20 protein-coding genes and 2 riboswitches are annotated in these 26,146 nt (G+C 52.9%); of the genes, 11 read left to right on the forward strand and 9 right to left on the reverse strand.

The window, feature by feature from the left end; genetic code table 11:
• Positions 1–51: 51 nt before the first annotated feature.
• Complete coding sequence (locus tag AC0VZ8_RS02355; protein ID WP_475485932.1) at positions 52–513, reverse strand: hypothetical protein; 462 nt, start codon at positions 511–513, stop codon at positions 52–54.
• Positions 514–645: 132 nt separating this feature from the next.
• Positions 646–819: riboswitch (cyclic di-AMP (ydaO/yuaA leader) on the reverse strand.
• A 537-nt stretch (positions 820–1,356) separates the two neighbouring features.
• A riboswitch (cyclic di-AMP (ydaO/yuaA leader) is annotated at positions 1,357–1,525 on the forward strand.
• Positions 1,526–1,659: 134 nt separating this feature from the next.
• Between AC0VZ8_RS02355 and AC0VZ8_RS02360 the strand changes: the two genes are divergently transcribed.
• The 6 genes from AC0VZ8_RS02360 (at position 1,660) to AC0VZ8_RS02385 (ending at position 9,094) form a co-directional block, all read left to right on the forward strand.
• Positions 1,660–2,070 carry a hypothetical protein gene (locus AC0VZ8_RS02360; protein WP_216532827.1) on the forward strand — a complete coding sequence of 137 codons (411 nt, stop codon included), beginning with the start codon at positions 1,660–1,662 and terminating at the stop codon, positions 2,068–2,070.
• 151 nt (positions 2,071–2,221) lie between these two features.
• A complete protein-coding gene (locus AC0VZ8_RS02365; protein ID WP_475487631.1) occupies positions 2,222–2,299 on the forward strand; it encodes a potassium-transporting ATPase subunit F in 78 nt (25 codons plus the stop codon).
• 30 nt (positions 2,300–2,329) lie between these two features.
• Complete coding sequence (kdpA, locus tag AC0VZ8_RS02370; RefSeq protein WP_475485933.1) at positions 2,330–4,009, forward strand: potassium-transporting ATPase subunit KdpA; 1,680 nt, start codon at positions 2,330–2,332, stop codon at positions 4,007–4,009.
• Positions 4,010–4,030: 21 nt separating this feature from the next.
• A complete protein-coding gene (gene kdpB, locus AC0VZ8_RS02375) occupies positions 4,031–6,064 on the forward strand; it encodes a potassium-transporting ATPase subunit KdpB (protein WP_475485934.1) in 2,034 nt (677 codons plus the stop codon).
• 79 nt (positions 6,065–6,143) lie between these two features.
• Entirely contained in the window at positions 6,144–6,770 is a 627-nt protein-coding gene (gene kdpC, locus AC0VZ8_RS02380; protein ID WP_475485935.1) for a potassium-transporting ATPase subunit KdpC, read from the forward strand.
• A gap of 2 nt (positions 6,771–6,772) precedes the next feature.
• Entirely contained in the window at positions 6,773–9,094 is a 2,322-nt protein-coding gene (locus tag AC0VZ8_RS02385) for a histidine kinase (RefSeq protein ID WP_475485936.1), read from the forward strand.
• 366 nt (positions 9,095–9,460) lie between these two features.
• Here AC0VZ8_RS02385 and udk read toward each other — a convergent pair whose 3' ends face one another.
• Complete coding sequence (gene udk, locus AC0VZ8_RS02390) at positions 9,461–10,099, reverse strand: uridine kinase (RefSeq protein WP_475485937.1); 639 nt, start codon at positions 10,097–10,099, stop codon at positions 9,461–9,463.
• Between the two features lie 198 nt (positions 10,100–10,297).
• Between udk and AC0VZ8_RS02395 the strand changes: the two genes are divergently transcribed.
• From AC0VZ8_RS02395 to comJ, 4 genes are all read left to right on the forward strand, one after another.
• Positions 10,298–10,933: a carbohydrate-binding family 9-like protein gene (locus AC0VZ8_RS02395; RefSeq protein ID WP_071219123.1), complete on the forward strand. Its 636-nt coding sequence runs from the start codon at positions 10,298–10,300 to the stop codon at positions 10,931–10,933.
• A gap of 342 nt (positions 10,934–11,275) precedes the next feature.
• Positions 11,276–11,875 carry an SMI1/KNR4 family protein gene (locus tag AC0VZ8_RS02400; protein ID WP_260066889.1) on the forward strand — a complete coding sequence of 200 codons (600 nt, stop codon included), beginning with the start codon at positions 11,276–11,278 and terminating at the stop codon, positions 11,873–11,875.
• Positions 11,876–11,964: 89 nt separating this feature from the next.
• Positions 11,965–12,615 (forward strand): hypothetical protein, encoded by a 651-nt coding sequence (locus AC0VZ8_RS02405; protein ID WP_475485938.1) that lies wholly within the window; start codon positions 11,965–11,967, stop codon positions 12,613–12,615.
• Between the two features lie 34 nt (positions 12,616–12,649).
• Positions 12,650–13,135 (forward strand): competence protein ComJ, encoded by a 486-nt coding sequence (comJ, locus tag AC0VZ8_RS02410; RefSeq protein ID WP_475485939.1) that lies wholly within the window; start codon positions 12,650–12,652, stop codon positions 13,133–13,135.
• A 178-nt stretch (positions 13,136–13,313) separates the two neighbouring features.
• Here the strand turns inward: comJ and AC0VZ8_RS02415 are convergent, their stop codons facing one another.
• The 4 genes from AC0VZ8_RS02415 to fabF all read right to left on the reverse strand — a co-directional run bounded on the left by AC0VZ8_RS02415 (position 13,314) and on the right by fabF (position 17,328).
• A complete protein-coding gene (locus tag AC0VZ8_RS02415; protein WP_475485940.1) occupies positions 13,314–14,429 on the reverse strand; it encodes a DUF3298 domain-containing protein in 1,116 nt (371 codons plus the stop codon).
• Positions 14,430–14,490: 61 nt separating this feature from the next.
• Positions 14,491–15,372 carry an anti-sigma-V factor RsiV gene (rsiV, locus tag AC0VZ8_RS02420; RefSeq protein ID WP_475485941.1) on the reverse strand — a complete coding sequence of 294 codons (882 nt, stop codon included), beginning with the start codon at positions 15,370–15,372 and terminating at the stop codon, positions 14,491–14,493.
• The gene (locus AC0VZ8_RS02425) at positions 15,372–15,884 is read right to left on the reverse strand and encodes an RNA polymerase sigma factor (RefSeq protein WP_475485942.1); all 513 of its coding nucleotides are present in this window, start codon (positions 15,882–15,884) and stop codon (positions 15,372–15,374) included. Before AC0VZ8_RS02425 ends, rsiV begins: the two co-directional genes overlap by 1 nt.
• Before the next feature lie 202 nt (positions 15,885–16,086).
• Entirely contained in the window at positions 16,087–17,328 is a 1,242-nt protein-coding gene (fabF, locus tag AC0VZ8_RS02430) for a beta-ketoacyl-ACP synthase II (RefSeq protein WP_475485943.1), read from the reverse strand.
• A 137-nt stretch (positions 17,329–17,465) separates the two neighbouring features.
• On the opposite strand from fabF, the gene AC0VZ8_RS02435 reads away from it, so the two are divergent.
• Positions 17,466–18,305 (forward strand): helix-turn-helix transcriptional regulator, encoded by an 840-nt coding sequence (locus AC0VZ8_RS02435; protein WP_475485944.1) that lies wholly within the window; start codon positions 17,466–17,468, stop codon positions 18,303–18,305.
• A 1,708-nt stretch (positions 18,306–20,013) separates the two neighbouring features.
• Here the strand turns inward: AC0VZ8_RS02435 and AC0VZ8_RS02440 are convergent.
• The 3 genes from AC0VZ8_RS02440 to vgb(C) form a co-directional block, all read right to left on the reverse strand.
• On the reverse strand, positions 20,014–22,971 hold the full coding sequence (locus AC0VZ8_RS02440) for a DEAD/DEAH box helicase (RefSeq protein WP_475485945.1): 2,958 nt from the start codon (positions 22,969–22,971) through the stop codon (positions 20,014–20,016).
• A complete protein-coding gene (locus AC0VZ8_RS02445; protein WP_475485946.1) occupies positions 22,968–24,617 on the reverse strand; it encodes an SWIM zinc finger family protein in 1,650 nt (549 codons plus the stop codon). Before AC0VZ8_RS02445 ends, AC0VZ8_RS02440 begins: the two co-directional genes overlap by 4 nt.
• A gap of 159 nt (positions 24,618–24,776) precedes the next feature.
• Positions 24,777–25,667, reverse strand: a complete 891-nt coding sequence (gene vgb(C) / locus AC0VZ8_RS02450) for a streptogramin B lyase Vgb(C) (protein WP_475485947.1) — start codon at positions 25,665–25,667, stop codon at positions 24,777–24,779.
• Positions 25,668–26,146: the final 479 nt, after the last annotated feature.

Below are 26,146 nucleotides of genomic sequence, written 5' to 3' on the forward strand. Positions count from 1 at the left end.
AACAACCAATTGCAATGGAAGCGAGAACGGTAGCTCTTTCTAGCTGCTGTCCTAGAAGGAATAATACGCCTCCGAGCATTCCATCAAGAAGGAACGCTCCAGTGTCAGGCTGCCTAACCGCTTACGGGTGGTGTGCTGTTGCAGATTGGCCTCCAGATCGGCGAGGGCCGATACGGCGAGCTGCATTCGTGCGGATCCCCACTGCTGCTTCTGGGCATAGCGAACGGCCTCGGTCACGGGCATACCTTTGAGCCTCGTAAAGACGGATGCCCAGCGGACCAGATCCGCGAATTCTCTTGTGCTTGGCAGCGCATATTCGGCATACCCGGCCGCGTCTTTGCAGCTGATTTTGAACAACCCGCAGTTCCAATCTCGATTGCTCCAGGGGATAAAGCGTTCAGCCGAGCCCCGGTCGAAACGAAAGATCTCCATATGGCGGATGAGCTCTGCATTTAATGCAGGCGATGCGGTTTCGATGACGGGTGCTAGTGCAGCCTCAATGAATTTCGTCATGATCTACGCTCCTTTATAGGAATGTTATATGCACGGCAAAAAGGCCCGGTGAGCAGAGTAACCCCGCTCTCCAGGCCTATTTATCGTTAGAGGCCCTGCTACAGCGGCCGCTTCGCTTAAGGCTCGGGTGGTGTTCTCTCTCAAAGCGCGCCTACGAGGTTAGCTGACGGATTCGGGCTTGAGAGCACCCTACCGCGACGCCTGATCATCAGGCCTGCGGATTCACCCCATTCACCAACAGAAGCTCCGTTGGCGGTTTTGGTTCCCCCGTCTCCCGATCCGTCGGGAGCTCAGCGTATAACGAATGTTTCGAATAGATGGATGAATCATACGCCGGAGGACTCTAAAAGTAAATGGCCATATGGGACGGATACATTCCGAAAATCGATGAAAACCGTATAAGAAAACGTGTACATTCAGTCGTGTCATCGATTATCATGGCAAAATCTCGGTATCTCGATAGATTACGATAAATGCAAGAAAACAAGAGAAATACATAGTATAGAGAAGAATTCAAGAGATAATGGAGCGAAACCGGTCAGATCCTGTTTGACATAACGCTACATGTGTTTTTGCTCACATTTACTTCCTGCAAGGCCGGACGTATGATACGAACTATGAATTGACGGACATCGGCGGCAGGCATACAGGCAGCCGTTCCATGAAGACCTAAGGCTGTGTGAGAGCTGCCGGGCTCTTGATGGATCGAATCTCAGGCGAGGGCACCATGGGCCTTCGCTGGAAATGCAGGATGATGCGACTCTCACCGCTCGAACCTGATGCTGTGCTGTTTTGCCGGACCTGGATGTTAGTCAATGGCTAATAGAATAACATGCTACTCGTTTTTAATTTTCGCTGAGTCCTTGAATGGAAAAGGAACGGGGGAACCAGTCGGGAGATGAACTTGATCTCTCAGGGGTGAATCCCATGGACAAGATAACGGTCTATGGGTAGGGCGACTCTCACGCCCGAATCCGTCAGCTAACCTCGTAAGCGTATCGAGAGAGGCAACGATTGTCGTGGACTTGGGCCACGGTGTATTTCACCGTGTTCTGATGAAGAAGCCTGCGGGAAGAGTTCTTCTCTTTCCCCAGGCTTCTTTGTTGTTGTCTTCTCTTTCTGAATTTCTTAGGAGGAGAACAAAAGATGGAGAAACCGCAGGAGTTTATCCTGGTATCCGCGCCGAACAAGGCCGGGGAAGAATTTATCCGCCAGCTGATCTATATGCGCATTTCGTTTGCGGCCATAGCCAACAACCGGGTTGAGCAGGAGAGGCTGCGAGAACTAGGCTGCACCAACATGATTCTTATCGATACAAGGGATGAACAAACCTGGATCATTCCCGAGTTTCCCGTCAGCAAGGTGTATTTGTTCGAGAGCAGCTTGAACCTGTGCTGCCGCTATTTACGGATCTGCCGGACATGGACGACGGAGTCGATTTATGTGATTACCCATTCCAGCAATCCGCGATTGATATACAAGGGACTGGGTGCCGATGTGGTGCTTCATACGAACCATCATCAGGTATCCTTCCTGATTTCATCCATCGTCAGCTAAGCGTCTTGGCTGATGTGACCATGAGGTTTTAGGAGGTTATATTCATGCAGGATTTATATATGGTGCTTATCTTGGGAGGAACCTACGGACTGCTCATGCTGTTTATGTCCTGGTGCGGACGAGTCATTTCGGAACCGGAGGGGGATTAGTCGTGATAATCATTTTAATATGCACGCTCTTTATTTTTCTATATTTGATTTACGCGCTGATTCACCCTGAAAAATTCTAGGGAGACAGCTGAAGGAGGAAGGCATTCGTCATGGGCATTTTACAAATTGCCATCGTTATACTCGTTCTGGTGCTGCTGGTAAAGCCGCTCGGAACTTATCTATATCAGGTGTTTCGCAATGAGGGGAATGGAACAGATAAATGGTTCTCCTGGTTGGAGAAACCGATCCTCGCACTGATTGGGTTGAAAGAACGCAAAGGGATGACATGGAAAGGGTATGCCATTAGCTTTGTGTTAACGAATATCGTGCTGGTTGCGGCGGGGTATTTGATCCTGCGGATACAAAGAGTATTGCCCTTCAACCCGAACGGCATCGGCCATATGGAACCGACCTTGTCGTTCAATACGATCATCAGCTTTATGACGAATACGAATCTCCAGCATTACAGCGGGGAGTCGGGATTATCCTATATGGCCCAGATGGCCGTCATTACGATGATGATGTTCACGTCCGCGGCGACCGGGCTGTGCGTGGCGATTGCGTTTATCCGGGCGGTGACCAGCAAGGGCACGACCGTCGGCAACTTTTTTGAGGACTTCGTTAAGGCACATACCCGGGTATTCATCCCGGCCGCATTTATCATTGCGATGGTACTGGTTGCGCTGCAGGTGCCGCAGACTTTGCAGCCTACGCTCAGCGTCACGACGCTTCAAGGAAGCGAGCAGCAAATCGCTGTGGGACCGGTGGCTGCGCTCGAATCGATCAAGCATCTGGGCACCAATGGGGGCGGGTTTATGGGGGCCAACTCGGCGCATCCGTTCGAGAACCCGTCCCCGCTGACCAATGTGATCGAGATTCTGTGCATGTGGAGCCTCGGGGCGGCGCTTCCTTACACATTTGGTCTGTTCGCGAAGAGCCGCAAGCAGGGCTGGATTATTTTCTCGGTGATGATGACCTTGTTTATCGGATTCCTGTCGCTGAACTATGCGGCTGAAACGAACGGCAATCCGGCGCTGAATCGGCTGGGCATTGATACCTCCCAAGGCAGCATGGAGGGCAAGGAGGTCCGGTTCGGGATCGCCCAATCCTCCCTGTTCACCACGGTGACGACCGCGGCCACGACCGGGTCGGTCAACAACATGCATGATACGCTCACGCCGCTTGGCGGGATTACGCCGCTGTCCCTGATGATGCTGAACTCCGTTTTTGGCGGAAAAGGCGTCGGGCTGATGAACATGCTCATGTATGCAATATTGGCAGTGTTCCTGGCCGGTCTTATGGTTGGCCGAACACCCGAATTTCTAGGGAGGAAAATAGAGGCGCGGGAGATGAAGCTGATTGCGGTTGTTATCCTGGTGCATCCATTGATCATTCTGGCTCCGACCGCACTTGCGCTGATGACGGATGCAGGGCAGGCGGGCATTACCAATGCGGGCTTTCATGGCATCTCGCAGGTATTGTACGAATACACGTCTTCCGCGGCCAATAACGGTTCCGGATTTGAAGGTCTGTCGGATAACACGCCGTTCTGGAACATTACAACCGGACTGGTCATGCTATTCGGGCGTTACATTTCGATGATTGCCTTGCTGGCAGTGGGCGGCTCGTTGATGCGGAAGCAATGGGTTCCCGAGACGCTCGGGACGTTCCGGACAGATAATAAGCTGTTTGCCGGCATTCTGATCGCGGTGGTTCTGATTATCGGTGCATTGACCTTCCTGCCAGTACTTGTGCTCGGTCCGATTGCTGAGCATCTGACGATCCGTTAATAGAAAAGGTGGCCTATTTCCATGAATAATACGAGAAAAAAAGCGATGTCCAAAGAGATGGTCCGTCAGGCGCTGAGGGACAGCTTCACGAAGCTGAATCCCGTCCTGATGATGAGAAATCCGGTCATGTTTGTTGTGGAAGCCGGGACTCTGGTTGTTCTGTTGATGACGTTATTTCCATCCTATTTCGGGACAGAGGGCAATACCGGATTTAATGTGACGGTGTTTGTCATTCTGCTGTTGACGCTGCTGTTTGCAAACTTCGCAGAGGCGCTTGCCGAAGGACGCGGAAAGGCGCAGGCCGATTCCCTTAAGCAGTCGAAGCAGGAAATGACGGCACATAAAGTGATGGAGAACGGAGGGGTACAATCCGTGCCGTCCACGGATCTTCGCAAAGGAGATATCGTGATCGTCACGCAGGGCGAGATGATTCCCGGGGACGGGGAAGTCATTGCGGGCCTTGCGTCCGTTGACGAATCGGCGATTACCGGCGAGTCCGCCCCCGTCATTAAAGAAGCGGGCGGCGATTTCAGCTCGGTCACCGGGGGGACGCGGGTTGTCAGCGATACGATCCGCGTCCGGATTACGAGCGATCCCGGGGAATCGTTTATCGACCGGATGATCTCGCTTGTTGAAGGAGCCTCTCGCCAGAAGACGCCGAATGAAATTGCGCTGAATACGCTGTTGATCGTCTTAACGCTGATATTCCTGATCGTTGTCGTTACGCTTGCTCCGATTGCGAAGTATCTTGGCATCGAGCTGTCCGTTCCAGTGCTGATCTCGCTGCTGGTATGTCTCATCCCGACCACGATCGGGGGATTGCTGTCGGCGATCGGGATTGCCGGCATGGACCGGGTGACGCAGTTCAATGTGCTGGCGATGTCGGGCAAGGCGGTGGAGGCTGCCGGTGACATCAATACGATGATTCTGGATAAGACGGGTACCATTACGTTCGGGAACCGGATGGCCAGCCAGTTGATTGCCGTCGGCGGCGAATCGCACGCATCGCTTTCGCAATGGGCAGGCGTGAGCTCGCTGCTGGATGAAACGCCGGAAGGACGTTCCGTGCTGGAACTGCTGAAGCAGGAAGGTCTCGAAGCAGATTCAAGCATGACGGCTGAGGCGGAATTCATCGAATTTAAGGCAGAGACCCGGATGAGTGGGATGGACCTCAAGGATGGGCGAAAAGTCCGCAAGGGTGCGGTGGATGCCGTCAAGGCTTGGGTGTTGTCGCAAGGAGGCTCCATCCCTTCGGATTTGACGGCAAACGCTGACGCCATCGCGACAGAGGGCGGAACCCCGCTCGCTGTTGCCGTGGATAACCGCATCTATGGTCTAATCTACTTGAAGGATACCGTGAAGCCGGGGATGAAGGAACGGTTTGACCAGCTGCGCCGGATGGGCATCAAGACGATTATGTGCACGGGCGACAATCCGCTCACCGCAGCGACGATTGCCCGAGAAGCAGGAGTCGATGATTATATCGCCGAGAGCAAGCCCGAGGATAAGATTGCCGTGATCCGCCGAGAACAAGCCGAAGGCAAGCTGGTTGCGATGACTGGCGACGGTACGAACGACGCCCCGGCGCTGGCCCAGGCCGATGTAGGGCTGGCGATGAACAGCGGTACCACCGCAGCCAAGGAAGCGGCCAATATGGTGGATCTGGATTCGGATCCATCGAAGATTATCGAGGTGGTTGCCATCGGCAAGCAGCTGCTAATGACGCGCGGCGCGCTGACTACGTTCAGCGTCGCGAACGATGTCGCCAAATATTTTGCCATCATTCCGGCAATGTTCGCGGCCGCCATTCCAAGCATGAATGTTCTGAATGTTATGGGACTGGGTTCTCCCATGTCGGCGATACTGTCGGCGCTGATCTTTAATGCCATCATCATTCCGCTGCTCATTCCGCTTGCGATGAAGGGCGTGGCTTATAAACCGATGAGCTCGTCGAAGCTGCTGCAGCGCAATGTGCTGGTCTATGGCTTAGGCGGCGTGATCGTACCGTTCCTCGGGATTAAGCTGATCGACATGATCGTCCATCTATGGATCTAGATATGATAATCGTACCGGGGAATAGAGATAACTCGAAAATGGTTTACGTGGAAGATATGAAGGAAGGGATCGAGGAACCATGAATAATCCATTGCAAAAATCATCACCGGCACCTCATGCTGTGGCGGATGCGGCCCGTATCTCCCTGGGCATGGCCCTAAGAACGAGCCTTGTATTTATCGTGTTATGCGGGGTTCTCTATCCGCTGATTACGACGGGAGCCGCGCAGCTGCTCATGCCGAAGCAAGCCGGCGGCAGCTTGGTCACGGATTCCGGCGGAAAGGTGGTCGGATCGGAATTGATCGGCCAGAACTTTACGGAGCCTCAATATTTTCACGGCAGGGTGTCCAGCATTGATTATAACGGAGCCGGCTCAGGCAGCAATAACTATGCACCTTCCAACCCGGACCTGATCGATCGGACGAAGGCCTCGATTGAAGCGTGGAAGGAGAGCAACCCGGACGTTCCGGTGAGCAAGGTTCCGATGGATCTGGTTACGAATTCCGCCTCCGGATTGGATCCACACATCTCGCCGCAGGCCGCGGAAATTCAGATTCCGCGGATCAGCAAGCTGACCGGAATTACGGAGGCAGAACTTAATCAGTTAGTAGAGGAGCATATAGAGGGACGGGACTTGGGCGTGTTCGGTGAACCGCGCGTCAATGTGTTGAAGCTGAACCTGGCGCTTGCCGAGCTTCTTGATTGATCATGGACCCGTTTCAGAGAAAATCACCGGAGGAAATTTTAAGGTCGATTGCGAAGCTCCACCATGGAAGGCTTAAGGTATATATCGGGGCCGTAAGCGGTTCGGGAAAAACCTATCATATGCTTCGCGAAGGACATACCTTGAGACTGCAAGGCATCGATGTTGTCATATGCGCGGTATCCACGATGCAGCGTCCGGAAACGGTCGAGCAGGTCCGGAATCTGGAGCGGGTGCCCAGCATCCATTGGGTGGAGAACGGCGTAAAGAAGAAGGATCTTGATCTGGATCTGCTGGTGCAGCGCAACCCGGAGGTGGTGCTTGTCGATGGGCTTGCCCACCGGAACCGGAAGGGGGCGAAGCATGCCACGCGGCTGGATGACATCCGATTTCTGTTAAGCCGGGGGATTAGCGTTATCACGACGGTCAATGTGTATGAGCTGGAGGACGTCCAGGGTATTGCAGTCAAGCTGACAGGCATTAAGGCTAGTTATACGGTTCCTGCCGATACGCTAGAAAACGCAGACGAGGTGGTGCTCATTGATGTAACGCCTGAAACGATGCTGGAGCGGGCACAAGGCGGCTTGCTCGGGGATGGCAGCGTATGGAAGGAGGGTAATCTGGCCGTGCTTCGGGAGCTAACGCTTCGCCTCGTAGCCGAAGGGGTAAACCACTCGCTGGAGCGGCACCGCAAGGAACGGGGATTGGTCGGCCCATCGGGAGCCCATGAGCGAATATTGGTATCCACCCAGTATCATTGGAACGGATCCATTTATATGCGGCGCGGACAGCAGATCGCGAAGAGATTGAACGGCGAGCTTATGGTCGTTACGTTTGTGAATCCGAGGTTAGAGCTCACGAAAGAGCAGGCGGCCTTCAAGCGATCTTTGCTGAAACTGTCGGAGCGTATCGGCGTCAAGCTTGAAGAGCTTCCTCTCCGCTCGCGTAGGAAGCTGGCCGACGTGCTTGTTCAATATGCGTTGGAGCACCATGTGACCCGCATTGTGCTGGGTCACTCGAAGCAGACCCGCCCGCAAGAGATGCGGCAGGGCTCCCTCCTTCAGGATCTGCTGAAGAAAACGCGCGGGATCGATATATTTATTGTGGCGGATCGGGCGGCGCATGACGGAGAACGGATCATCCCGGCGCAGATCCATCCGCGGCGAGTTTCCTCCGATTCGTTTCACCGATTGAATGAGCAAGAGCTGGACCGGAAGATGGAGCAGGTCAAGCGCGGACGGTTTAAAGTCTATATCGGGGCTGCTCCGGGCGTGGGCAAGACGTATGCGATGCTGCGCGAAGGCAATGATCTGCTAAAGAAGGAGTTGGCCGTTCTTACCGGACTGTTGGAGACGCACGGCCGGATGGATACGCGATCACAGATCGGTGATCTTGAGGTTCTTCCGCGCAAAGAGATGGACTACCAGGGATCACGCCTTGAGGAGATGGATACCGATGAGATCATTCGTCGCAGGCCTGACGTGGTTCTTGTGGATGAGCTGGCGCATACGAATGTTCCCGGAAGCCAGCACAAGAAACGGTATGAAGACGTGCTGGATATTCTGTCGGCCGGCATCTCCGTCATTACGACCATGAACGTGCAGCATTTGGAGAGCTTGAATGATTCCGTCAAGCAAATGACCGGCGTTCGTGTTCGCGAGACGGTGCCTGATCATATTCTGCAATTGGCCGATGAGGTTCAGCTCATCGACGTCACGCCGGAGTCGCTGCGGCAGCGGATGAAGGACGGGAAAATTTATGCGCCGGAGAAAATCCCGCAAGCCCTTGGACATTTTTTTAAGACGGGAAATCTCATTGCCTTAAGAGAGCTTGCCTTAAGAGAAATTGCGGATGATGTGGACGAGAGACTGGAGTCATGGCAGCGCAGCAGTCCGCTGCGGGGGCCGTGGCGGCGCGAGGAGGCTATCTATGTCATGGTTGGCAGCGGCCAACAGGCAGAGCGGCTCATTCGCCGCGGCTTCCGGATCGCCCATCGGCTGAAAGCGGCCTGGTATGTGGCATTCCCTCTGGAGCGGCATCACAGTCTGTCTCTTGATGACGAACAGCGCCTGACGGCGCTTCAGACGTTAACGGAACGTCTCGGGGGAACGTTCACTGTGCTGCCGGTAAACAAGGGGCCAACCCGTGCCGTTTCTTCTCAATTGGTCGCAGCAGCAGATGCGGTCAAGGCCACCCAGTTGATTATCGGGCAGCCGCAGATGGCCGGATGGAAGCTGTACGCCCAGCGGAGAATGATCCGGGGCCTGCTAAGAAGCGCAAGGCATATGGATGTGCTGGTGGTTGCGGATTACGATCCGCACGTTTGACGGCTTAAGCGGAGGGAGCTGAACGTTTTGAGAGGAGCGGGGACACAAGAGGCATTGAAAATGCAGGAAATGCAGGAAATGCAGCAAACGCAGTAAACGCAGGAAACCGCAGTAGACGCGGAGAACGCAACAGTTCGGAAAGCAAGAACACCGAGAACGAACATGGAACGAACATGAAACGAACCCTCCGGAAGGCAAGAACACAGAAACCCAACAAACGTGGAAACGGAAGAACGCAAACATGACGAGTGAGTTATGCAATACTAACACAATTGACACGGATAACACCAAAAAGCCCACAGACCTATAATTAAAAGGTCCTGTGGGCTTTTCCATGCTGCCAAACTGCTGATACGCAGGCTTGTCCTATGATTCACCCGACAGCGTGCGGTCGCCGGTCAAATATTTCTCGGTCAAGATGGAGAGCAGGCGAATGCCGACTTCATTCTCTCCGCCTTCGGGAATGATCAGGTCGGCGTACTTCTTGGAGGGTTCGATGAACGCCTCATGCATCGGCTTGACGGTTGTCAGATACTGATTATGGATCGACTGGATGGTCCGGCCGCGGTCCTCGATATCGCGTACGACCCGGCGAAGCAGGCGTACATCGGGATCGGTATCCACAAACACTTTAATGTGAAGCAGCTTGCGCAGATTCTCATCGGACAGCACGTGCAGGCCTTCAATGATGACGATGTTGTTCGGCTTCAGTTCGATGGTCTGATCCGTGAAACGGGCATGAGCGGTAAAATCATACACCGGTGCAAATGCGGGCTGTCCGGTTTTCAAAATGCCGAGATGTTCGACGAGCAGCTCGTTGTCAAAGGCGAACGGATGATCATAGTTAATCGCTTCGCGTTCGTCGAAACTGAGCTCCTTATGATCCTTGTAATAGTTATCCTGCGAAATAAAAGTGACTTTATCTGAACCAAGACGGTCAATGACAGAGCGGGCAACCGTCGTTTTGCCCGATCCGGTGCCGCCGGCGATACCAATTATGAGCATGGCGAATCCATAACCCTCCCTAGAGTTTGCAATTTTATTATTTTAGCACAGCATGCGCTTATTTTCACTATGGGGGCATAGAGCAAAAGATGGGATTTCCCATATGTTCTTTATTCTTACCATGGAATAGCTAACCGAATCTGTATGTCTTATCATAGAGGATAGACTAACCATTGAATTTTTTTCGGAGGGATGATCATGCATTATACGGCAATTTACTCATGCAAGCCTGCCCTATACATCCAGCAGGGAGAGCACCGTGGGAACATCGATTGGAACCGGTATGAAGCGGTAGCCCTGAGCGATACCGTGACCGGGCTTGCTGCAAAGGAAGCGACCGAGGTTCGCGCCTGCTGGAGCTCCGAATACCTTTATGTACGGTTTGTTTGCCAGGATTCTCATATCGTATCGGAGTACCAGCATCGGGATGATCCGCTGTATGAACAGGATGTCGTGGAATTGTTTATAGACGAAGCAGGAACGGGAATGGAATATATCGAGCTTGAGGTGAGTCCGAACAATATTATATTTGACGCCCTGATCCGTAATGATGGAGGGAAGTCGATCACAAGCAGCGATATTCATTGGGATCTTACCGGTCTTCAAACCTCGGTAGAGCATGACGGTAAGGGGAATTTGATTTATGAAATTCGCATTCCGGCTGCGACCTTCAAGAATCCTCCGCAAGCGGGACGAAGCTGGAACGTGAATTTTTACCGCATTGATGAGGACACCGAAGGAAACCGGGAATATCAGGCATGGAGCCCGACCGGTGAGGTGAATTACCATATTCCTTCGCGTTTTGGGAAGCTGGAGTTTGTCGATGTGATTTAGCATATCCATATAAACCAGAAGGCCGCATCGGTGGATTTTTATATCTGCAGTGCGGCATTCTTGTGTTAATCCTCCGATAGGAGAACGGGCTATCTCTGTCCCGCAATGGCCTATCCCTGGTATCGAATTAGCTGATTCCGGTCATGAAATAGCTGCGCTTCAGCAGCCAGAAATCCCCCAGGGTGTTTTCATAAAAGAACCAAAACGAACATCTCAAGAGGGATTTTGTCCCTTTTTTTGCATGCCGCAGGACATGTTGTTTTCATTGCAGCGTTCTATATACTTTTTAGTAAAAGGAAGCACTCGGCTTTGAGTGAACATGCAATCAACGGAGGTTATTTTATGAATGCTGTCATGGATAGACTGATGCTCGAGCTTGAGCAGCAGTTGGAGGAGAAGGTCGCCGAAGATCTTCGGGATTTGCTGGATGAATATAAACAATTGGAGGGGGCGGCACCTGACCAATTTCAACTTTTTGAAGCGGAGTTCGGGATCGAGCTGCCGCAGGACTTTCGTTCGTTTTACAGTAAGAAGAACGGCAGCGGATATGGGTTTCACGTGCTCTACCCCGGTAATGAAGGGGATGGGGAATACACGCCTTTTTATCTGATGAGCCTGGATGAGATGAGGGAGGTCAAAGCTTATTTCTGCGAACGGGATGAACCGCTGGATGCGTATTACAGTCCGGAGGAAATACAGCAGCTGGATCCGGAGATTAAGCCGTACCTGTTTCACAAGGCTTGGTATCCGTTTGCCACGATGGCAGGCGGGTCGTTGTATCTGATGCTGGATTTCGATCCGGCTGAGCCGGGAACGTCCGGGCAGATCATCATGTACGTGCATGATCCTGATTTTGTGTATTATATCGCGCCTTCCTTCACGGAGCTGCTTCAGGCGTCAAACCGCAATCTGCGCACCGATATTGAAGAGGTGGGCTACTGATGGAACGCCACGAAGCCTCCTGATGCTTGCAACAGCGTCGCTTGTGCGTGGTCATCTGAAGAGAAGGACTTGCGAGGGGAGGTGACAGCATGAAAGGCAGGCGGGTCCTCTGGGGAGTGATCATACTGGTGGCAGCCACGTTGTTGATACCTGGTTACTTTATTGGGCGCACGTATGGGCTTTTTCAGAATGAGGTGGTCCTGGCCAAATACCAGCTGGCCGTTGATGTGGATGGTGAACAAGTAGATGCTTGGCCGCTGCTGGCCGGCTTTGCCGCAACCGATAAACAAGGGGAACTTCGTCCGTTGTACTACAGGTTGGAAGGGTCTGACCTCAACATGCTGTATCAATTGGCATATGGGCAGTTCGAGGTGGAGGCTTCAAAGGATAATCCTTTCTTGGCAGGGAGGGTCCAGTATGGCCATCTGGAGAACGATTATATCAAGACGCAAAAAGAGTATGTGAACGCAAAGGAATACCGGCAGAACATGATCTTTTATAATGACCGTAAAGAGCCGATATTTACATATGATCCGGACGCCAAGGCGGATGGGGAGATGGTGAAAGAAATAATCACCGCAGGCATGACACGTTCCAACGGCCAAGGAGGATCGGGAGTCGTAGAGGACAAGTATCTGAATGTCACCCGATTGTTCGAGGAGAAGCTGGGCATCAGCATGCGGGTCCAGGTGGATAAGGAACGCAGGCTGGCCACGCTCCATCTGGAGCGGCTTAAATAGAATGCAGGTATCTAAAAAGCGAGGTGTTTTACATATGCAGCATACGAAAATGACTCAAGAGGTGGACCTCACTATTTCGCACCATCAGATCCAAGTCCGCTCACGGGACTTTGATGAGGATTTGTGCCAATGGGGAGAAACCAATATCAAGCAGGGCGTTGTCATACATCCCGGTTATCTCACCTTTGATCCTATCCCTGATGATGCATTCGGCGCCTGGGTGAAGCTGGCCTTGAAAGAGGCGTTCATCGAAGATCCGAAAGCGCAGCGGCGGATGGTCGTGCCGTTTGACGTTCTGGATCCCGGGAAGCTGGAGCTGTTGTCGGTCATGTCGGACGCCGCTATTGAGCTTCCGCTGCAAGCAGCGCGCTATGCACTGTATTTTGAGATTTGCGAGGATGAAGAAGTGTATTATCGCTTCACTTTTGTTCATGAGGGAGAAAAGGTTCAAGCCCGGTATCTGATGGATGATGAATGGGGCGGCAAGGCTGGAGAAGCATTGTCGTTGGGGTATTGTTGACGGGATTTTGCGCTATAACAGGGCACGGAAAGCCTCGTTGAGGTAAACCTTCTTAACTTAACATGAATGAAGAGGCCGTCTCCGTGTTGAAGAGGGCCTCTTTTTTACCATATGCTGTACTGTGCCTGCTTTGAAAGATCGTGTGCAGGAGCCACAGATGTTAAATAGGGTGGATCTATTATTTTGCAGCGGTCACCGTTATCTGGCCATGCTTGCTTTGATCTGCATTCAGATTCAGAACGTCTGTCAGGAAAGCAAGCGGAACATAGACGTGGCCTTTTTTCATGACAGGAGCCGAGCCCAGCGAACGTGGGGCCATTTTGCCCAAAGTGTAAGCATCCTTGTTCAGCTTCACCGCGCTCCAGACGGCTCCCTTGGAGATTTCCGTGGTTTTGCTCTTGCCGTTCCACTTGACATTGAACTGCAGCTGGCGCAGCACGGATACCTGAACCATGAGCTTGCCGTTGTTATCTTTGTAATAAGCGCCTGATTTCAACACGGCTGCAGCAGGCTTTATGTTGGATCCTTTACCCGGCAGCTTTACGGCAAATTCCGGTGTACCTGTGGCTCCAGGGGCAATGCTGTATTTTTGGAATACGATATAGGCCTTTCCGTCCGCGACATAGAAGGATTGCTCCGCGTCTATGCCTTGAAACCCGTCTTCGTTCGCGAAGTAATGGTCTTGATCCGCGGCAATCGCCGTTTTGACCGCTTGATCCATGATGGATTTGTAATCCTTGCCGAACAGGTCTTCAAGTGTCACGCGCTGTGCTTCGGCTTCGTTCGTGAAGTTGTACGTATCCACGCGGGGATCGCCATTGTTCATCCCGATGCCTTCGGTGATGACCTTAAGGGAGATCAAGCTGCCGTCTTTACCATCCGATGCGAGCTCATAAGTGATGTTCAGCTGATAAGGGTGCATGGTATAGCCGTTCTTTTGTGCATTTGCAGCAGCTTCCGCCGCTTCTTTCTCCCATTTGTCCATATCCTTGGAAGCATGGGATTCGATAATGTCATTCAACTGGTCTTGATATTTGGTGTCAGTTAAACCTTGGAATACAGGGATCTTAATATTGGTTTGCAGCCATTTTTCCTCGGATTGCAGCGCTTTGGATGTTACCAGTTGCGGGGCAACGGTTGGGGCGGTCACCCGATTCGTGCTCGCTGCAGCTTTGGTTTCGGCATGGACATGAGCGGATGGCAGACCCGAAGCGGAGATCATCAGGATGCCCGCTAATCCGGCAGCCGCCAGGGTTTTGGTGATTGGGGTTGTGTGCTTCATTGTTTTTTTCATGTTATGTTACCTCCAGGTATATGGTTGATATCTACTATTTGTGATCTGCATTCGCCTTGATCTATCGGATGTATTTGCTGCTGACGAGATGGTCTGCGATTACTTCTGTTGGGATCGTAAATTCCACGACGCCCATATAGCCGGGTGCAACTTCGTATTCATTGAAGCTGATGACCAGTTTGCCGTCTTGGTTGATATAGAAATTTTGGTCCTTGGCGATCGTGTGGAACAGATCCTCTGGTGCATCGGACTCCACGCCAGGCTGCTCCACCCAGTAGATGTTGTCCGGATTATTCTGCATCTGGTAGCGCATCTGCTCCTTGATATTGCCGCTGATGACCTGGATATAACGATCATCCTTGAACAGACTCGGTAGCGTGATCACCATCTGGTTCTTCTTGTCGATCGTATCGTATTTTCTGGATTCGGCAGAGCCTCCAGCAGATTCGACAATATAACGCGAAAGCGTCAGCAGTTGTTCATTGTCGGTGATCACTTCATAACCGCTAGTAAGACTCAGATGGGCGCCGCCTTCTTTATTTAACAGGGCCACTTCGTCTTTGAAGTTCTCATACAGTTTCTTGTTTTCTTCCAGGTATTTGTTATTCAGGGTTTGCTCAAGCTCCGTATTTCCTAGGTTGGCAATGCCGGGTGTTTCGATATGCACTTCCGTGTTATCGTCTAACTCGGCATATTCACGGATGGTGATCACCTTGATGATATGGCCCAATACCGGCACATCGGACATGGCCTGGGCCAAGGCAGGGCTGGCATTCACTCCGGCGAACAGTAGGATACATGCAGCTGCGCTACTAGCGAGCCAGGGCAGCGCTCTATTTTTTTTTCGTCTGGTTGCTATGGTCTTGTTGACAATCGAGCTTAGTTCGTCAGGAATAGGAGTGCTCTCGTACTGCTCTTTCATCCTATTCAGCTTGTCATGCATTATCGTTGTGCCTCCTCTTGATCTTCCTCGCTTAAGTTCACCCGCAGTCTCTGTAGTCCTTGGTATAATCTCGTTTTCACCGTGCTGACGTTCTCGTGGAGCACTTCGGCAATTTCGTCAATCTTCATATCTTCAAAAAACCGGAGTATAATGACGACCCGATACTTGCCGGGTAATTCCTCCAAAGATTGGGCCAGATCCAGATTCGGATAGTGGTCATGGCTGCCGGGTAATATAACCTCCAGGTTCTCGTCGTCCATGACGTGGACTTTTTTCTGTTTTCTAATGAAATCCAGGGAGGTTGTTACAATAATTCGGAAAAACCAGCTTTTTAGTGAACCCGTATGCTTCAGCTTTTCTATGGATATAAAAGCTTTGTGGATCGCGTCCTGAACGATATCGAGGGCATCCTCTTTATTTCTAACGTAGCTGTATGCCAGCCGGTAGGCGCTGTCCTGATGTTCGGTTATGCATTGGATAAGAAGCTTCTCAAGCTTCCGGCCGCCTCTCATGTAAATATGACACTCCTTTGGGCCCGCGCGGGTAACCATCAATTGCAATTGACTTACGGAAGCAAGACGTGCGAGTCTTGCAAAAAGTTTGATTCTACGAAAAAAAATTTTATATGCGTTTCTGTCTCATTATTCAGCCCAGCCTTCCAGAATCGCAACAAGAAAAAGACCCCAGTTTTCACTGGGGTCCGGGACGCATGGGTTATTCGTGCTCATATTTCTGGATAACAATCGCCGAATTATGTCCGCCGAAGCCGAAGGAATTGGACATGCCAATCCGAAGCTCGGCGTTTCTCGCCTGGTTGGGTACGTAATCCAAATCGCATGCCGGATCGGCATGTTCCAGATTGATCGTCGGCGGTATGACGCCTTCCTGCAAGGATTTCACGAGGGCGATGGCCTCCACGCCGCCGGATGCGCCCAGCATATGTCCGGTCATCGACTTGTTCGCCGTTACCGGAATGCGATACGCCTCCTTGCCAAACACCTGCTTAATGGCCGCTGTCTCCGAACGGTCACCGATGACCGTGCTTGTGGCATGGGCGCTGATGACATCCACGTCGGCTGGGGCGAGGTTCGCCTCGGTCAGGGCCAGCTTCATCGCCCGTGCCGCGCCGTTGCCGTCTTCCGGCGTGGCGACCATATGATAGGCATCCGAGCTGGCACCGTAACCGATGACCTCGCCCAGAATGACGGCGCCTCTGCGTAAGGCATGGGAGAGCGACTCCAGGACGAGGATGCCGGCACCTTCCGCCATGACAAATCCGTCCCGGTCCGTATCAAACGGCCGGCTGGCCCGGCCCGGTTCCTCATTGCGGGAGGACAGGGCGGTTGCATTCGCGAAGCTGGCCAGCGAAATATCGGTCAACGCCGCTTCAGAGCCTCCCGCAATAATCACGTCGGACCGGCCAGCCTGAATGTTAAAGAAAGCTTCGCAGATCGCGGTATTGCCGATCGAACATGCCGTAACCGGGGCCAGCGTGGAGCCCAGCGCCTTGTATTTAATGCTGATGAGCGCTGCCGCCATATTGGGGATCATCATGGGTACCAGGGTTGGACTGACCCGTTCGGGCCCCCGCGATGACAGCGTGCCGCTCTGATTCATCAGGGTCTGGATGCCGCCGATTCCGGAGCCGACGTAGACCCCCATCCGCTCATGATCGATCTGATCAAGATCGAGTCCCGACTGACTTATGGCTTGATCCGCCGCAGCCAGAGCAAACTGGCAGAAGCGGTCCATACGCCGGGCTTCCTTGGCGCCGAACAGCGCGTTTGCGTCGAATTCCTTTACGGCACCTGCTATTTGTACCTTCTGTCTTGATGTGTCCAAAGTTTCTATATGTGTAATACCGGACTCTCCTCGTACAAGCCGGGACCAGAACGTCTCAACATCATGGCCCAGCGGCGATATGACGCCCATACCGGTGATAACGACTCTTTCCATGGGTCAACAGCCTCCTTTAAGACTTTATAACTTGTCAATCTTAAGGTTATAATGTCACGTGTAGTATCCTATTACAAGATACCGTTTATCCTAGTATAAATACTGCTATCCTTAGTTGGATGAAGGAGGCTTATAAGATGAATTCCCAGGTTAGACTCCAAGCGTTGTCGGCTTTCCTGAAAGGACAGCGTGCCAAAATCTCGCCCGAATCCATCGGATTGCCGCCCGGGTCACGAAGAAGGACACCGGGCTTGCGCAGAGAAGAGGTGGCCCAGCTGGCGGGTGTCAGCACCACTTGGTACACCTGGCTCGAGCAGGGACGCGACATCCAGGTGTCGTCGTCCGTGCTGGACTGCGTCGCCAATGCGCTACAGCTGAACGCGGATGAGCGAAGATATCTGTATTCGCTGGCGCTGGAGAGCGGGGCGGAGCCTTATACGGTCAAACAAGAAGCGGTGCAGATCAGCCCGTCCCTGCAAAAAATCATCACCGAGCTGAAATATTGCCCCGTCATGATATCGGATCGGATGTGCAACATCGTGGGATGGAACCGTGCGGCTGCGTATGTGTTCCTTGATTTTGACCGCATTCCGCCCGAGGAGCGGAATATGATCCGGCTGCTTTTCACCCGCAGGGAGTTTCAGCGGCTGGCGGTGAACTGGGAGCAGTTCGCCAGCGGCTTCCTCTCGATGTTCCGGTCCTATTACGGTCAATATGTCGAGGATGAGTGGTATGACCGTTTTCTGGAAGAGATGAAGCAAGGGCATCCGGATTTCAATCGGATGTGGGAGCAGAGCCAGGTCAGCTACGCCCCGGAAGTACATCTGGAATTCCGGCATGCCAAGGCTGGGAAAATGGTATATGAGCTCACGTCGCTCAAAGTGTACGGAAATGATGATCTGCGGTGCAGCATTTATACGCCAGCTCCGGATACGACCACGGAAGCAAAGCTGCGGCAGCTGATGGAGGAGAAGTAAGCGGAGGGAGTGGGACCCGGTGATACTATAGAAGGGATTTGCGGGGGCCGATGACGCTATCGAGGGGAGTGGCAGGGCTGGGTGGCCCTATCGAGGGGAGTGGCGATGCTGGCTGCTCCTGTTGCTCCTGCTGTAGGGGCTCGGTCGCTGCTTGCTGTTGATGCGCTGAGGTAAGGGACTCCAGTGGCGTGTGCACTTGCTGTACCAAGAGTAGGGATTTCGTTGCTGTTGCACTAGCTGCGCCAAGAGTAGGGATTCCGTGGCAAACTTACTGTTCTTGAAGTCATCTACTACTTGTTGCACCCGACCTATCGGACTCCAGTTCCGCTATATTATGAGATAACGCCATATTTTCAAACTTAGCGGACACTAGGTACGTTATTGGGCTCATATTCGGCGTTTTCATCGTTTTTTGGAGCAAATAACGGAACTAGGGTCCGTTCGAGTTCAAAAAAGGTGGATTTTTTCCTAAATAACGTATTCTGTGTCCGGTTATGGATGGTATCGCCACCTAATACCCTGCTACCTGGCCCGACGTTCTGGTACTGACTATCTTGCGCAGGTGAGTCGGATTTTGCGCCGACACTTACCGTTCTTGAAGTAATCTACTACTTGTTGCTCCCGACCTATCGGACTCCAGTTCCGCTATATTATGAGAAAACGCCATATTTTCAAACTTAGCGGACAGTAGGTACGTTATCGGGCCCTTATTCGGCGTTTTCATCGTTTTTTGGAGCAAATAACGGAACTAGGGTCCGTTCGAGTTCAAAAAAGGTGGATTTTTTCCTAAATAACGTATTCTGAGTCCGGTTATGGATGGTATCGCTGCCTATAACCCTGCTACTAGGCGCGACGTTCTGGTACTGACTATCTTGCGCAGGTGAGGCGGATTTTGCGCCGACACTTACTGTTCTTGAAGTCATCTACTACTTGTTGCTCCCGACCTATCGGACTCCAGTTCCGCTATATTATGAGAAAACGCCATATTTTCAAACTTAGCGGACACCAGGTACGTTATTGGGCTCATATTCGGCGTTTTCATCGTTTTTTGGAGCGAATAACGGAACTAGGGTCCGTTCGAGTTCAAAAAAGGTGGATTTTTTCCTGAATAACGTATTCTGTGTCCGTTTATGGATGGTATCGCCACCTAATACCCTGCTACCTGGCCCGACGTTCTGGTACTGACTATCTTGCGCAGGTGAGGCGGATTACCCTCTAAGCAAGAGTATCTCAAGTTGATGCGGATTATCTTCTAAGCAAGAGTATCTCAAGTTGATGCGGATTACCTTCTAAGCAAGAGTATCTTAAGTTGAGGCGGATTACCTTCTAAGCGGGAGCACCTCAAGTTGAGTCGAATTACCCTCATAAGCAAGAGTACCTCAAGCTGAACCGAATTACCCAAGACACTGGACTTCAACTGGTTCGAACCTTAGAATCCTTAGTCATACAAGCTTCATGCGCGCAAACAAAACGAAATCCTGCTAAGCATTAAACTCCTCCAAATAACAAAACCCCGTGTTGGCTCAGTGCCTCCGAAAAATGGCAAGTTTTTCAGTGGCCGTGTCCGCACACGGGGCTTTCTACTATTTAATGGTTATAGAGCTGCATCTGGAAGCCGCCCAGAAATTCCTCAGGCATTCCGCTGTGCTTCACCCCTTCGGGCCCGAGAACCATGCTAGCCTGACCGTTTACTCCTTGATAGCCGAGATTATGCCCAGTCGCGCCGCAGCGTGAAGAGATCCTTCAGCTCATCGGTGGACAGCTCGGTAATCCAGCCCTCGCTGCTTGCGATAACCTGATCGCTCAGCTGCTGCTTGCTCTCCAGCATCTCATCGATCCGCTCTTCGAGCGTCCCCATGGAGATGAACTTGTACACTTGGACATCCTTGGTCTGTCCCATCCGATAAGCGCGGTCGGTCGCTTGATTCTCGACCGCGGGGTTCCACCAGCGGTCGAAGTGGAACACATGGTTCGCCGCGGTCAGATTCAGACCTACGCCGCCGGCCTTGATGGAGAGAATCATGACATTCGGCTGCTCTTCGGGCGGCAGGGTCTGGGATTGGAACTGCTCGATCATGCGGTCGCGCGTCCGCTTCGGCGTGCTGCCGTTCAAATACAGCACGGGCTCACCCAGCTCTTGATGCAGCACCTGCCGCATCATCTCGCCCATGCCGATATACTGGGTGAAGATCAGGCAGCGCTCGCCTTCGTCCCGCAGTTCCTTCACCATGGACAGCAGCCGCTCCAGCTTCGCTGAACGGTTGACCACGGCCTCGGTATCAAGCAAGCCGCCGCCTCCCGGCAGTTCCGGGAGCGGCTCCTTCGTCAGAAGAGCCGGATGGTCGCAGAGCTGCTTAAACTGCGTCAGAGCTGCCAGAATGGCGCCTTTGCGCTCAATGCCCTCAAGCTTTTGCATGCGTTCCAGGAGACTGCTCACGGTCTGATCATAAAGCGCGCCTTGCTCGGCCGTAAGATGGATATAAGTCTTCATCTCGTTTTTGTCCGGCAGGTCAAGCTGAATCGCAGGATCCTTTTTCTTGCGCCGAAGCATGAAGGGCTTAATCAGCTTCTGCAGGTCGGCCGTGCGCTGCTCGTTTTTGTCTTTTTCGATGGCCTGGATGAATCGGAGATTGAATGCCCGCAGGCTTCCGAGATATCCGGGATTGATGAAGTCATAGATGGACCAAAGCTCGGACAGCCGGTTCTCAATCGGTGTGCCGGTCAGCGCGACGCGATGCCTTGCCGGGAAGCTTCGCACGGCGGCGGATTGTTTGGTGTCGGCATTCTTGATGTTCTGGGCCTCGTCGATGCCGATCGTTTCCCACTTCATGTCTCTTAACATTTCTTGATCAAGCGTCGCCGTAGCATAAGAGGTAAGGATAATATCGGCTTGGTAAGCCTCATGATAGAAATCCTCGCTGCTGCTGCGTTTCCCGCCGTAGTGCAGCATGACCCGGAGCGACGGGGCAAACCGTTCAAGTTCTTTCTGCCAATTGCCCAGCACTGAGGTCGGACAGATCAGCAGGGAGGGGAGGCGTCTTTCTTCCCGCTCCATCGTCATCTTCACGTGCAGCAGGTAGGCGATAAACTGCACGGTTTTGCCAAGACCCATGTCATCGGCAAGGCATGCACCAAGCCCGTAACGCCGCAAAAAGGCAAGCCAGGCAAAGCCGTCATGCTGATAAGTCCGCAGCTCGGCCTTCAGCCCAGCCGGGACAGGGAGGCTCGGCCATTCGTTTTGGCGGCCGAGCTGGCCTATGAGCTTCACGAGGTGCTCGTTCAGTTCCACCTCAAGCTTGATCCGCTGCGGATCCTGTGTTTCCTCCGAATCCTGCTTCGTCTGCTCCGACTCATCGTTGTTCCCGAGCAGATGCAGGTGCAGAATATCTTGAAACGATAGGCCTTCCTCACGGTCTACGCCCGCCATCATCTGGCGGATTTGGGCGACCAAGGCGGGGTCCAGCGGAATCCATTGGCCCCGGAACCGCACCAGCCGTTCATTCCGGGCAACTAGCTCGGCGAATTCCGCTTCGGAAAGGGTAGCTTCGCCGATGGCGATGCGCCAATCGAAATTGATGAGCGCATCCAAGCCGAACAGGGAACCGCCGCTGCTTCGCTCGGCGTTCTCGCCCTCGCCCGAGCGTACCTTCGCCCGCAGCTTGGGCTTCTTCTTGCTGGCAGCTTCCCACCATGCGGGCAGCAGGACCAGCCAGCCTGATTGGAGCAGCCGCTGGCTGTCGTCGGTCAGGAACTGCCATGCGGCCTCGTCGGACAGCGGTCTACCGAGCACGTCTTCAGCCGGAGCGTGAAGCACTCTTGCCGGCAGTGCTGCCTGCAATCCTTGGAGCCAGCCGGGGGACCGCTCCTTGATATGGGGTGTCCATGTCTCGGGCCACGATCCATATGCCTGCCCGTCTTCAGCAAGACGAACGGCTGTAAGCGCCGCGGCGTCTTGCTTGTCTTGCAATACAAGACGAAGACGCCATGCGGCTTCTTCTTCATCAGGCTCCAACAATTGCAGCAGCGGCCGGAATGGAGCGGTATCCGGTCGCCATCCGATGGCGATCAGCCATGACTTGTCGTCCATGCCCTCGGCTGCCGTGCGGTTCCGCGAGAAGAGAAGCGGGTATTCTCTGCGTAGGTCAGCCGCCGCTTCTTCGCTGCCGTAACACTGGTCTTGAACGGCGGCGGAGAACGCTGCCCGCAAGCCTTCATTCCATATCTCATCAGCATTCAACAGGGACAGACGGGACTGCTCTTCCGCTGTGAACGCCTCTGTATCCCAGATCCATTGCAGCTTGCCCGATTTGAAGGCGCTCAAGCTTGGGGCATATTGCTTATCCTGAATGCAAGCTGCCAGCGAAGGCGCAAGTTCAATGAAGGGAAGGCAATCCTCGTCCCATACCCATTCAATATGTTCGAGCAGCCGTCCATCCGCAAAGAACGGTATGACCTGCTCGGAAGGCAGGATGACCACTTCCATGTCCTGAACGGATTGAACGGTAAGCTCTGTTCCGTAGAAGGAAGGTTCGTGCCACGCGAATAAACGGTGCTTCAGGTATTGTCCGGACACATAACCCTGCATGACCGTAGAGCCGTATATGACGGCATCTCCGTATTCGCTTAGCGCCATGTGGACCGTGATGGTTTCTGTGTGTCTGCTCATGATATCAGCTTTCCTCTCCGCAGCTCTTCCTGGAATGCGCGAAGCCGGCTGTTTCGTACAGATAACGAGATAATGAACAGATCCCAGCGCTCCTGCTGCTTGAGCTTTTTATATAGCTTGGCTAACCGTTTGAGCAGCTTGACGGCTGCTTTATAGCCGGCTCGGTTCTTATGAAGGATGTACCGCTCGACGGCCTGATGGTAAAAAGGCAGCAGCAGCTCGGGGGCGTTCTTCTCGATCGGTGCCAGCTCGCTGACCCGGAGCTCCAGCGGCTCCCGGCCTGTGCTTAGTTGATAGTCGATCCATTCCCGCCATCTCCCGTGCGTGATCAAGGCATTCTGATAGATGTCCTTCGAATAAGGAAGCATGTCGGCAAGACTGCTCCACATCCGTTCAGCCTCCCCGGGCAAATGCTCTATGACGGCATCCCAGTAGTATTGATAGCTGCTGAGATGCTCGTTGCGGTGACTGCCAAGCAGCGGGCCGATCTCCGGGAGCCAGCGGGCCAAGCGGTCCCATTGCTGCCCTGAATGCAGCATGTCGAAGAAGCCCAGGACGGAAGCCGGGGGCAGGCTGCTGACCTTGTCTGCTTCCCTGATCAGGTCCCAGGACGATTCGTCTTCTCCGAGATAGAAGGACATTAAGCTCTGCGCCATATACCATGATGCGCGCGAAAGGCTGCTCCCGAATTCGGCTTCGGCTGCCTGCAACTGCTCTAACTCCGCCTGGATTAAGCTGCTGTCTTTTTTCGCAAACGGATAGATCCAGTACATCCAGAGCTGCATATAGACCTGGGCGTAAAATTTGCGGTTCCGCGGCTCGCTCAGCATGCTCCGCCGGGCAAACGAAATGGTCTCGGTCAGTCGCTGCCTGAATGCCTCCCCATGTTCGCTGACCTCCAGCCCTTCGTGGAAGATGCGCTCAATTCTGGCCAGGATATGATCCGCTGCCACCTGTGTATGATAGCCGATGTAGGAGCCGGAGGAATTCCAGGCACTGGCGGGCTGCTTGACGAGCTTCTCGAGAATGAAGAGATGCGCATGGAGCTCGTATAACGGATCCAGATCTGGCGGAAGCGGGGGTTTAATGTGATGGAGGGAAGCCAGCGCATTTTTGGCGTAAAACGAATTCTGCGTATTCGTTCCCAGCGAAGCCGTGCAAACTTCGAACAGCTCATGCCATGCGGAGATTGGCAGGTCGGGCAAATGATCCGCTTTGACTCTCCATTTTGATGCTCCGGCAGACGGTCGGTCCTGCGCTGGGCTGAAGCCGGACTCGCTTCGGTCATACGAAGAGGTGGAAGCATATGTGGTGGAATGCGCATTAACCAGGGCGTGAATGGAACGACCCTGAAGTTGAGCATAGTCAAGCAGAACAGCCACCATATGCTTGCAGCCATCCTTAACGGGACAGCTGCATTCGCTGTCGCTCAAGGAGCGAAGGTGAAGCTTGGTACGGTAGGTTTCCGTTCCATCCACGGAAGCCTCGACCACACCGGTCTCATCTGCCGGCTCGCTGGCGTGGACACGACCTTGCTTGTAATACTGAAATCCCCGTTTAATGGTCAAATCGCTGAAAAATCCGGCGGTTTGTTGAATCAGCGTCTGCCATTGTATATCATCTAACGTTTCATTTGAGTTCATCATCGGACGGTCTCCTAAGAGAAATAATTCTAAGTATCCATTTAATCTATCACATTCCCATAGATGAAGAAACAAGCCAAGGCAGCTTCTCGCTGGAAAAGCCCGGCAACAGGCTGCACGGGCTTTCTTTTATGGGCGGAGCAATATGTTTTCCCCCTAAACCTAATACTGAATCGTAAACCGGCCGATCTGATCGCATTCCTCGGCGAACCAGACCTCGCCGCCCGAATCCACGGTTATGCCATGAGGTTCTGCGGAGGGGGTAGGGATTGGATACTCGGTAATGTCCCCGGTGCAGGTAATTCGTCCGATTTGATTGGCTCCCCATTCGGTAAACCATAGATCCCCGGAAACGCCCGCCGTGATGGCATGGGGTCTGGCATTCCCGGACGGGAGCTTGAATTCCGTAATTTCCCCGGCCGTTGTGATCCGGCCGATTTGATTGCCGTTGATTTGAACAAACCATAGAGCGCCATCGGCACCTGTCGTGATGCCGACCGGCCCGGATTGCTCTGTTGGAATCCGGTACTCGGTAATCTCCCCGTCCACCGTAATTCGGCCGATGCAGTTGTTCTGGTTTTCCGTAAACCACAACGCGCCGTCCGGACCGGCTGTAATATAGGAAGGGTACGATCCTTCGCATGGTAAGTCATATTCCGTGATAATGCCTGCCGGCGTTATCCTTCCGATTCGGTTGCCGCTTAGCTCGGTGAACCATATGGCTCCATCCGGTCCCTCAGCCAAGCCGTAAGGAGACGAATTGGCTTCAGGCAGCTCGAATTCCGCAAATGTTCCTTCCATTGTCATCCTTCCGATTTTATTTGCTTTGTACTCCGTAAACCAGAGGTCACCGGTATGGGCAGAGAGGATGGACATGACCCCGGCATCCGGAGTCGGCACTTCGAACGTGCGCATATCCCCATCTTTGGTGAGCCGTCCGATCCGGTTTCCTTTTTGTTCCGTGAACCATATGGTCCCATCTTGTCTTGCCGTAATACCATAAGGTCCCGATTCCCGATTCGCTGTCTTGTACTCCTGTGCGGCGATCTGCATGCAAACATGCCTCCCTTGTTTAGAATTGTTGTTAGGAATGCTTTATAAGACGGATTCATCATTTGTCTGAGCGTAAACATGTCTCTCGCTCCGGTTGCCCGTAATCGGGGAGGTTCAGTCTTCAGTCTTGGATGTTTGGATGAGTGCCTGTCATGGATAATCTCCATTCTCTCAATTGGTGTTTTTAAAATAGAAAAAACCTCCCACTCCGAGATTTCGGAATAGGAGGCTAATATGAACAAGAAAGATGCGGACTTTCATGTAGAAGTCTCAAACATCCACCTGTCACATAAAAAAAAGCCGCACGAATCCTATCCCGAAAACCTCGTATCGAAATCGAAGTGTTTTCCAAATGCTTGGGACAGGATTAGTAGATCATTGGCTTTTGGTTCACCCTTTCATTTCTGGTTGCCTAGACTTTACCATAGGAGATTCAGTGGTTTCAACCCTGAATTAACTGAAGTTCACCTTCACAACCG

This window comes from Paenibacillus sp. QJM3NY_38 (assembly GCF_056173265.1).

Coding starts and splice junctions, on each gene's coding strand:
- AC0VZ8_RS02355 (WP_475485932.1), bottom strand. CDS start 513: ATGACGAAATTCATTGAGGCTGCACTAGCACCCGTCATCGAAACCGCA.
- AC0VZ8_RS02360 (WP_216532827.1), top strand. CDS start 1,660: ATGGAGAAACCGCAGGAGTTTATCCTGGTATCCGCGCCGAACAAGGCC.
- kdpA (WP_475485933.1), top strand. CDS start 2,330: ATGGGCATTTTACAAATTGCCATCGTTATACTCGTTCTGGTGCTGCTG.
- kdpB (WP_475485934.1), top strand. CDS start 4,031: ATGAATAATACGAGAAAAAAAGCGATGTCCAAAGAGATGGTCCGTCAG.
- kdpC (WP_475485935.1), top strand. CDS start 6,144: ATGAATAATCCATTGCAAAAATCATCACCGGCACCTCATGCTGTGGCG.
- AC0VZ8_RS02385 (WP_475485936.1), top strand. CDS start 6,773: ATGGACCCGTTTCAGAGAAAATCACCGGAGGAAATTTTAAGGTCGATT.
- udk (WP_475485937.1), bottom strand. CDS start 10,099: ATGCTCATAATTGGTATCGCCGGCGGCACCGGATCGGGCAAAACGACG.
- AC0VZ8_RS02395 (WP_071219123.1), top strand. CDS start 10,298: ATGCATTATACGGCAATTTACTCATGCAAGCCTGCCCTATACATCCAG.
- AC0VZ8_RS02400 (WP_260066889.1), top strand. CDS start 11,276: ATGAATGCTGTCATGGATAGACTGATGCTCGAGCTTGAGCAGCAGTTG.
- AC0VZ8_RS02405 (WP_475485938.1), top strand. CDS start 11,965: ATGAAAGGCAGGCGGGTCCTCTGGGGAGTGATCATACTGGTGGCAGCC.
- comJ (WP_475485939.1), top strand. CDS start 12,650: ATGCAGCATACGAAAATGACTCAAGAGGTGGACCTCACTATTTCGCAC.
- AC0VZ8_RS02415 (WP_475485940.1), bottom strand. CDS start 14,429: ATGAAAAAAACAATGAAGCACACAACCCCAATCACCAAAACCCTGGCG.
- rsiV (WP_475485941.1), bottom strand. CDS start 15,372: ATGCATGACAAGCTGAATAGGATGAAAGAGCAGTACGAGAGCACTCCT.
- AC0VZ8_RS02425 (WP_475485942.1), bottom strand. CDS start 15,884: ATGAGAGGCGGCCGGAAGCTTGAGAAGCTTCTTATCCAATGCATAACC.
- fabF (WP_475485943.1), bottom strand. CDS start 17,328: ATGGAAAGAGTCGTTATCACCGGTATGGGCGTCATATCGCCGCTGGGC.
- AC0VZ8_RS02435 (WP_475485944.1), top strand. CDS start 17,466: ATGAATTCCCAGGTTAGACTCCAAGCGTTGTCGGCTTTCCTGAAAGGA.
- AC0VZ8_RS02440 (WP_475485945.1), bottom strand. CDS start 22,971: ATGAGCAGACACACAGAAACCATCACGGTCCACATGGCGCTAAGCGAA.
- AC0VZ8_RS02445 (WP_475485946.1), bottom strand. CDS start 24,617: ATGATGAACTCAAATGAAACGTTAGATGATATACAATGGCAGACGCTG.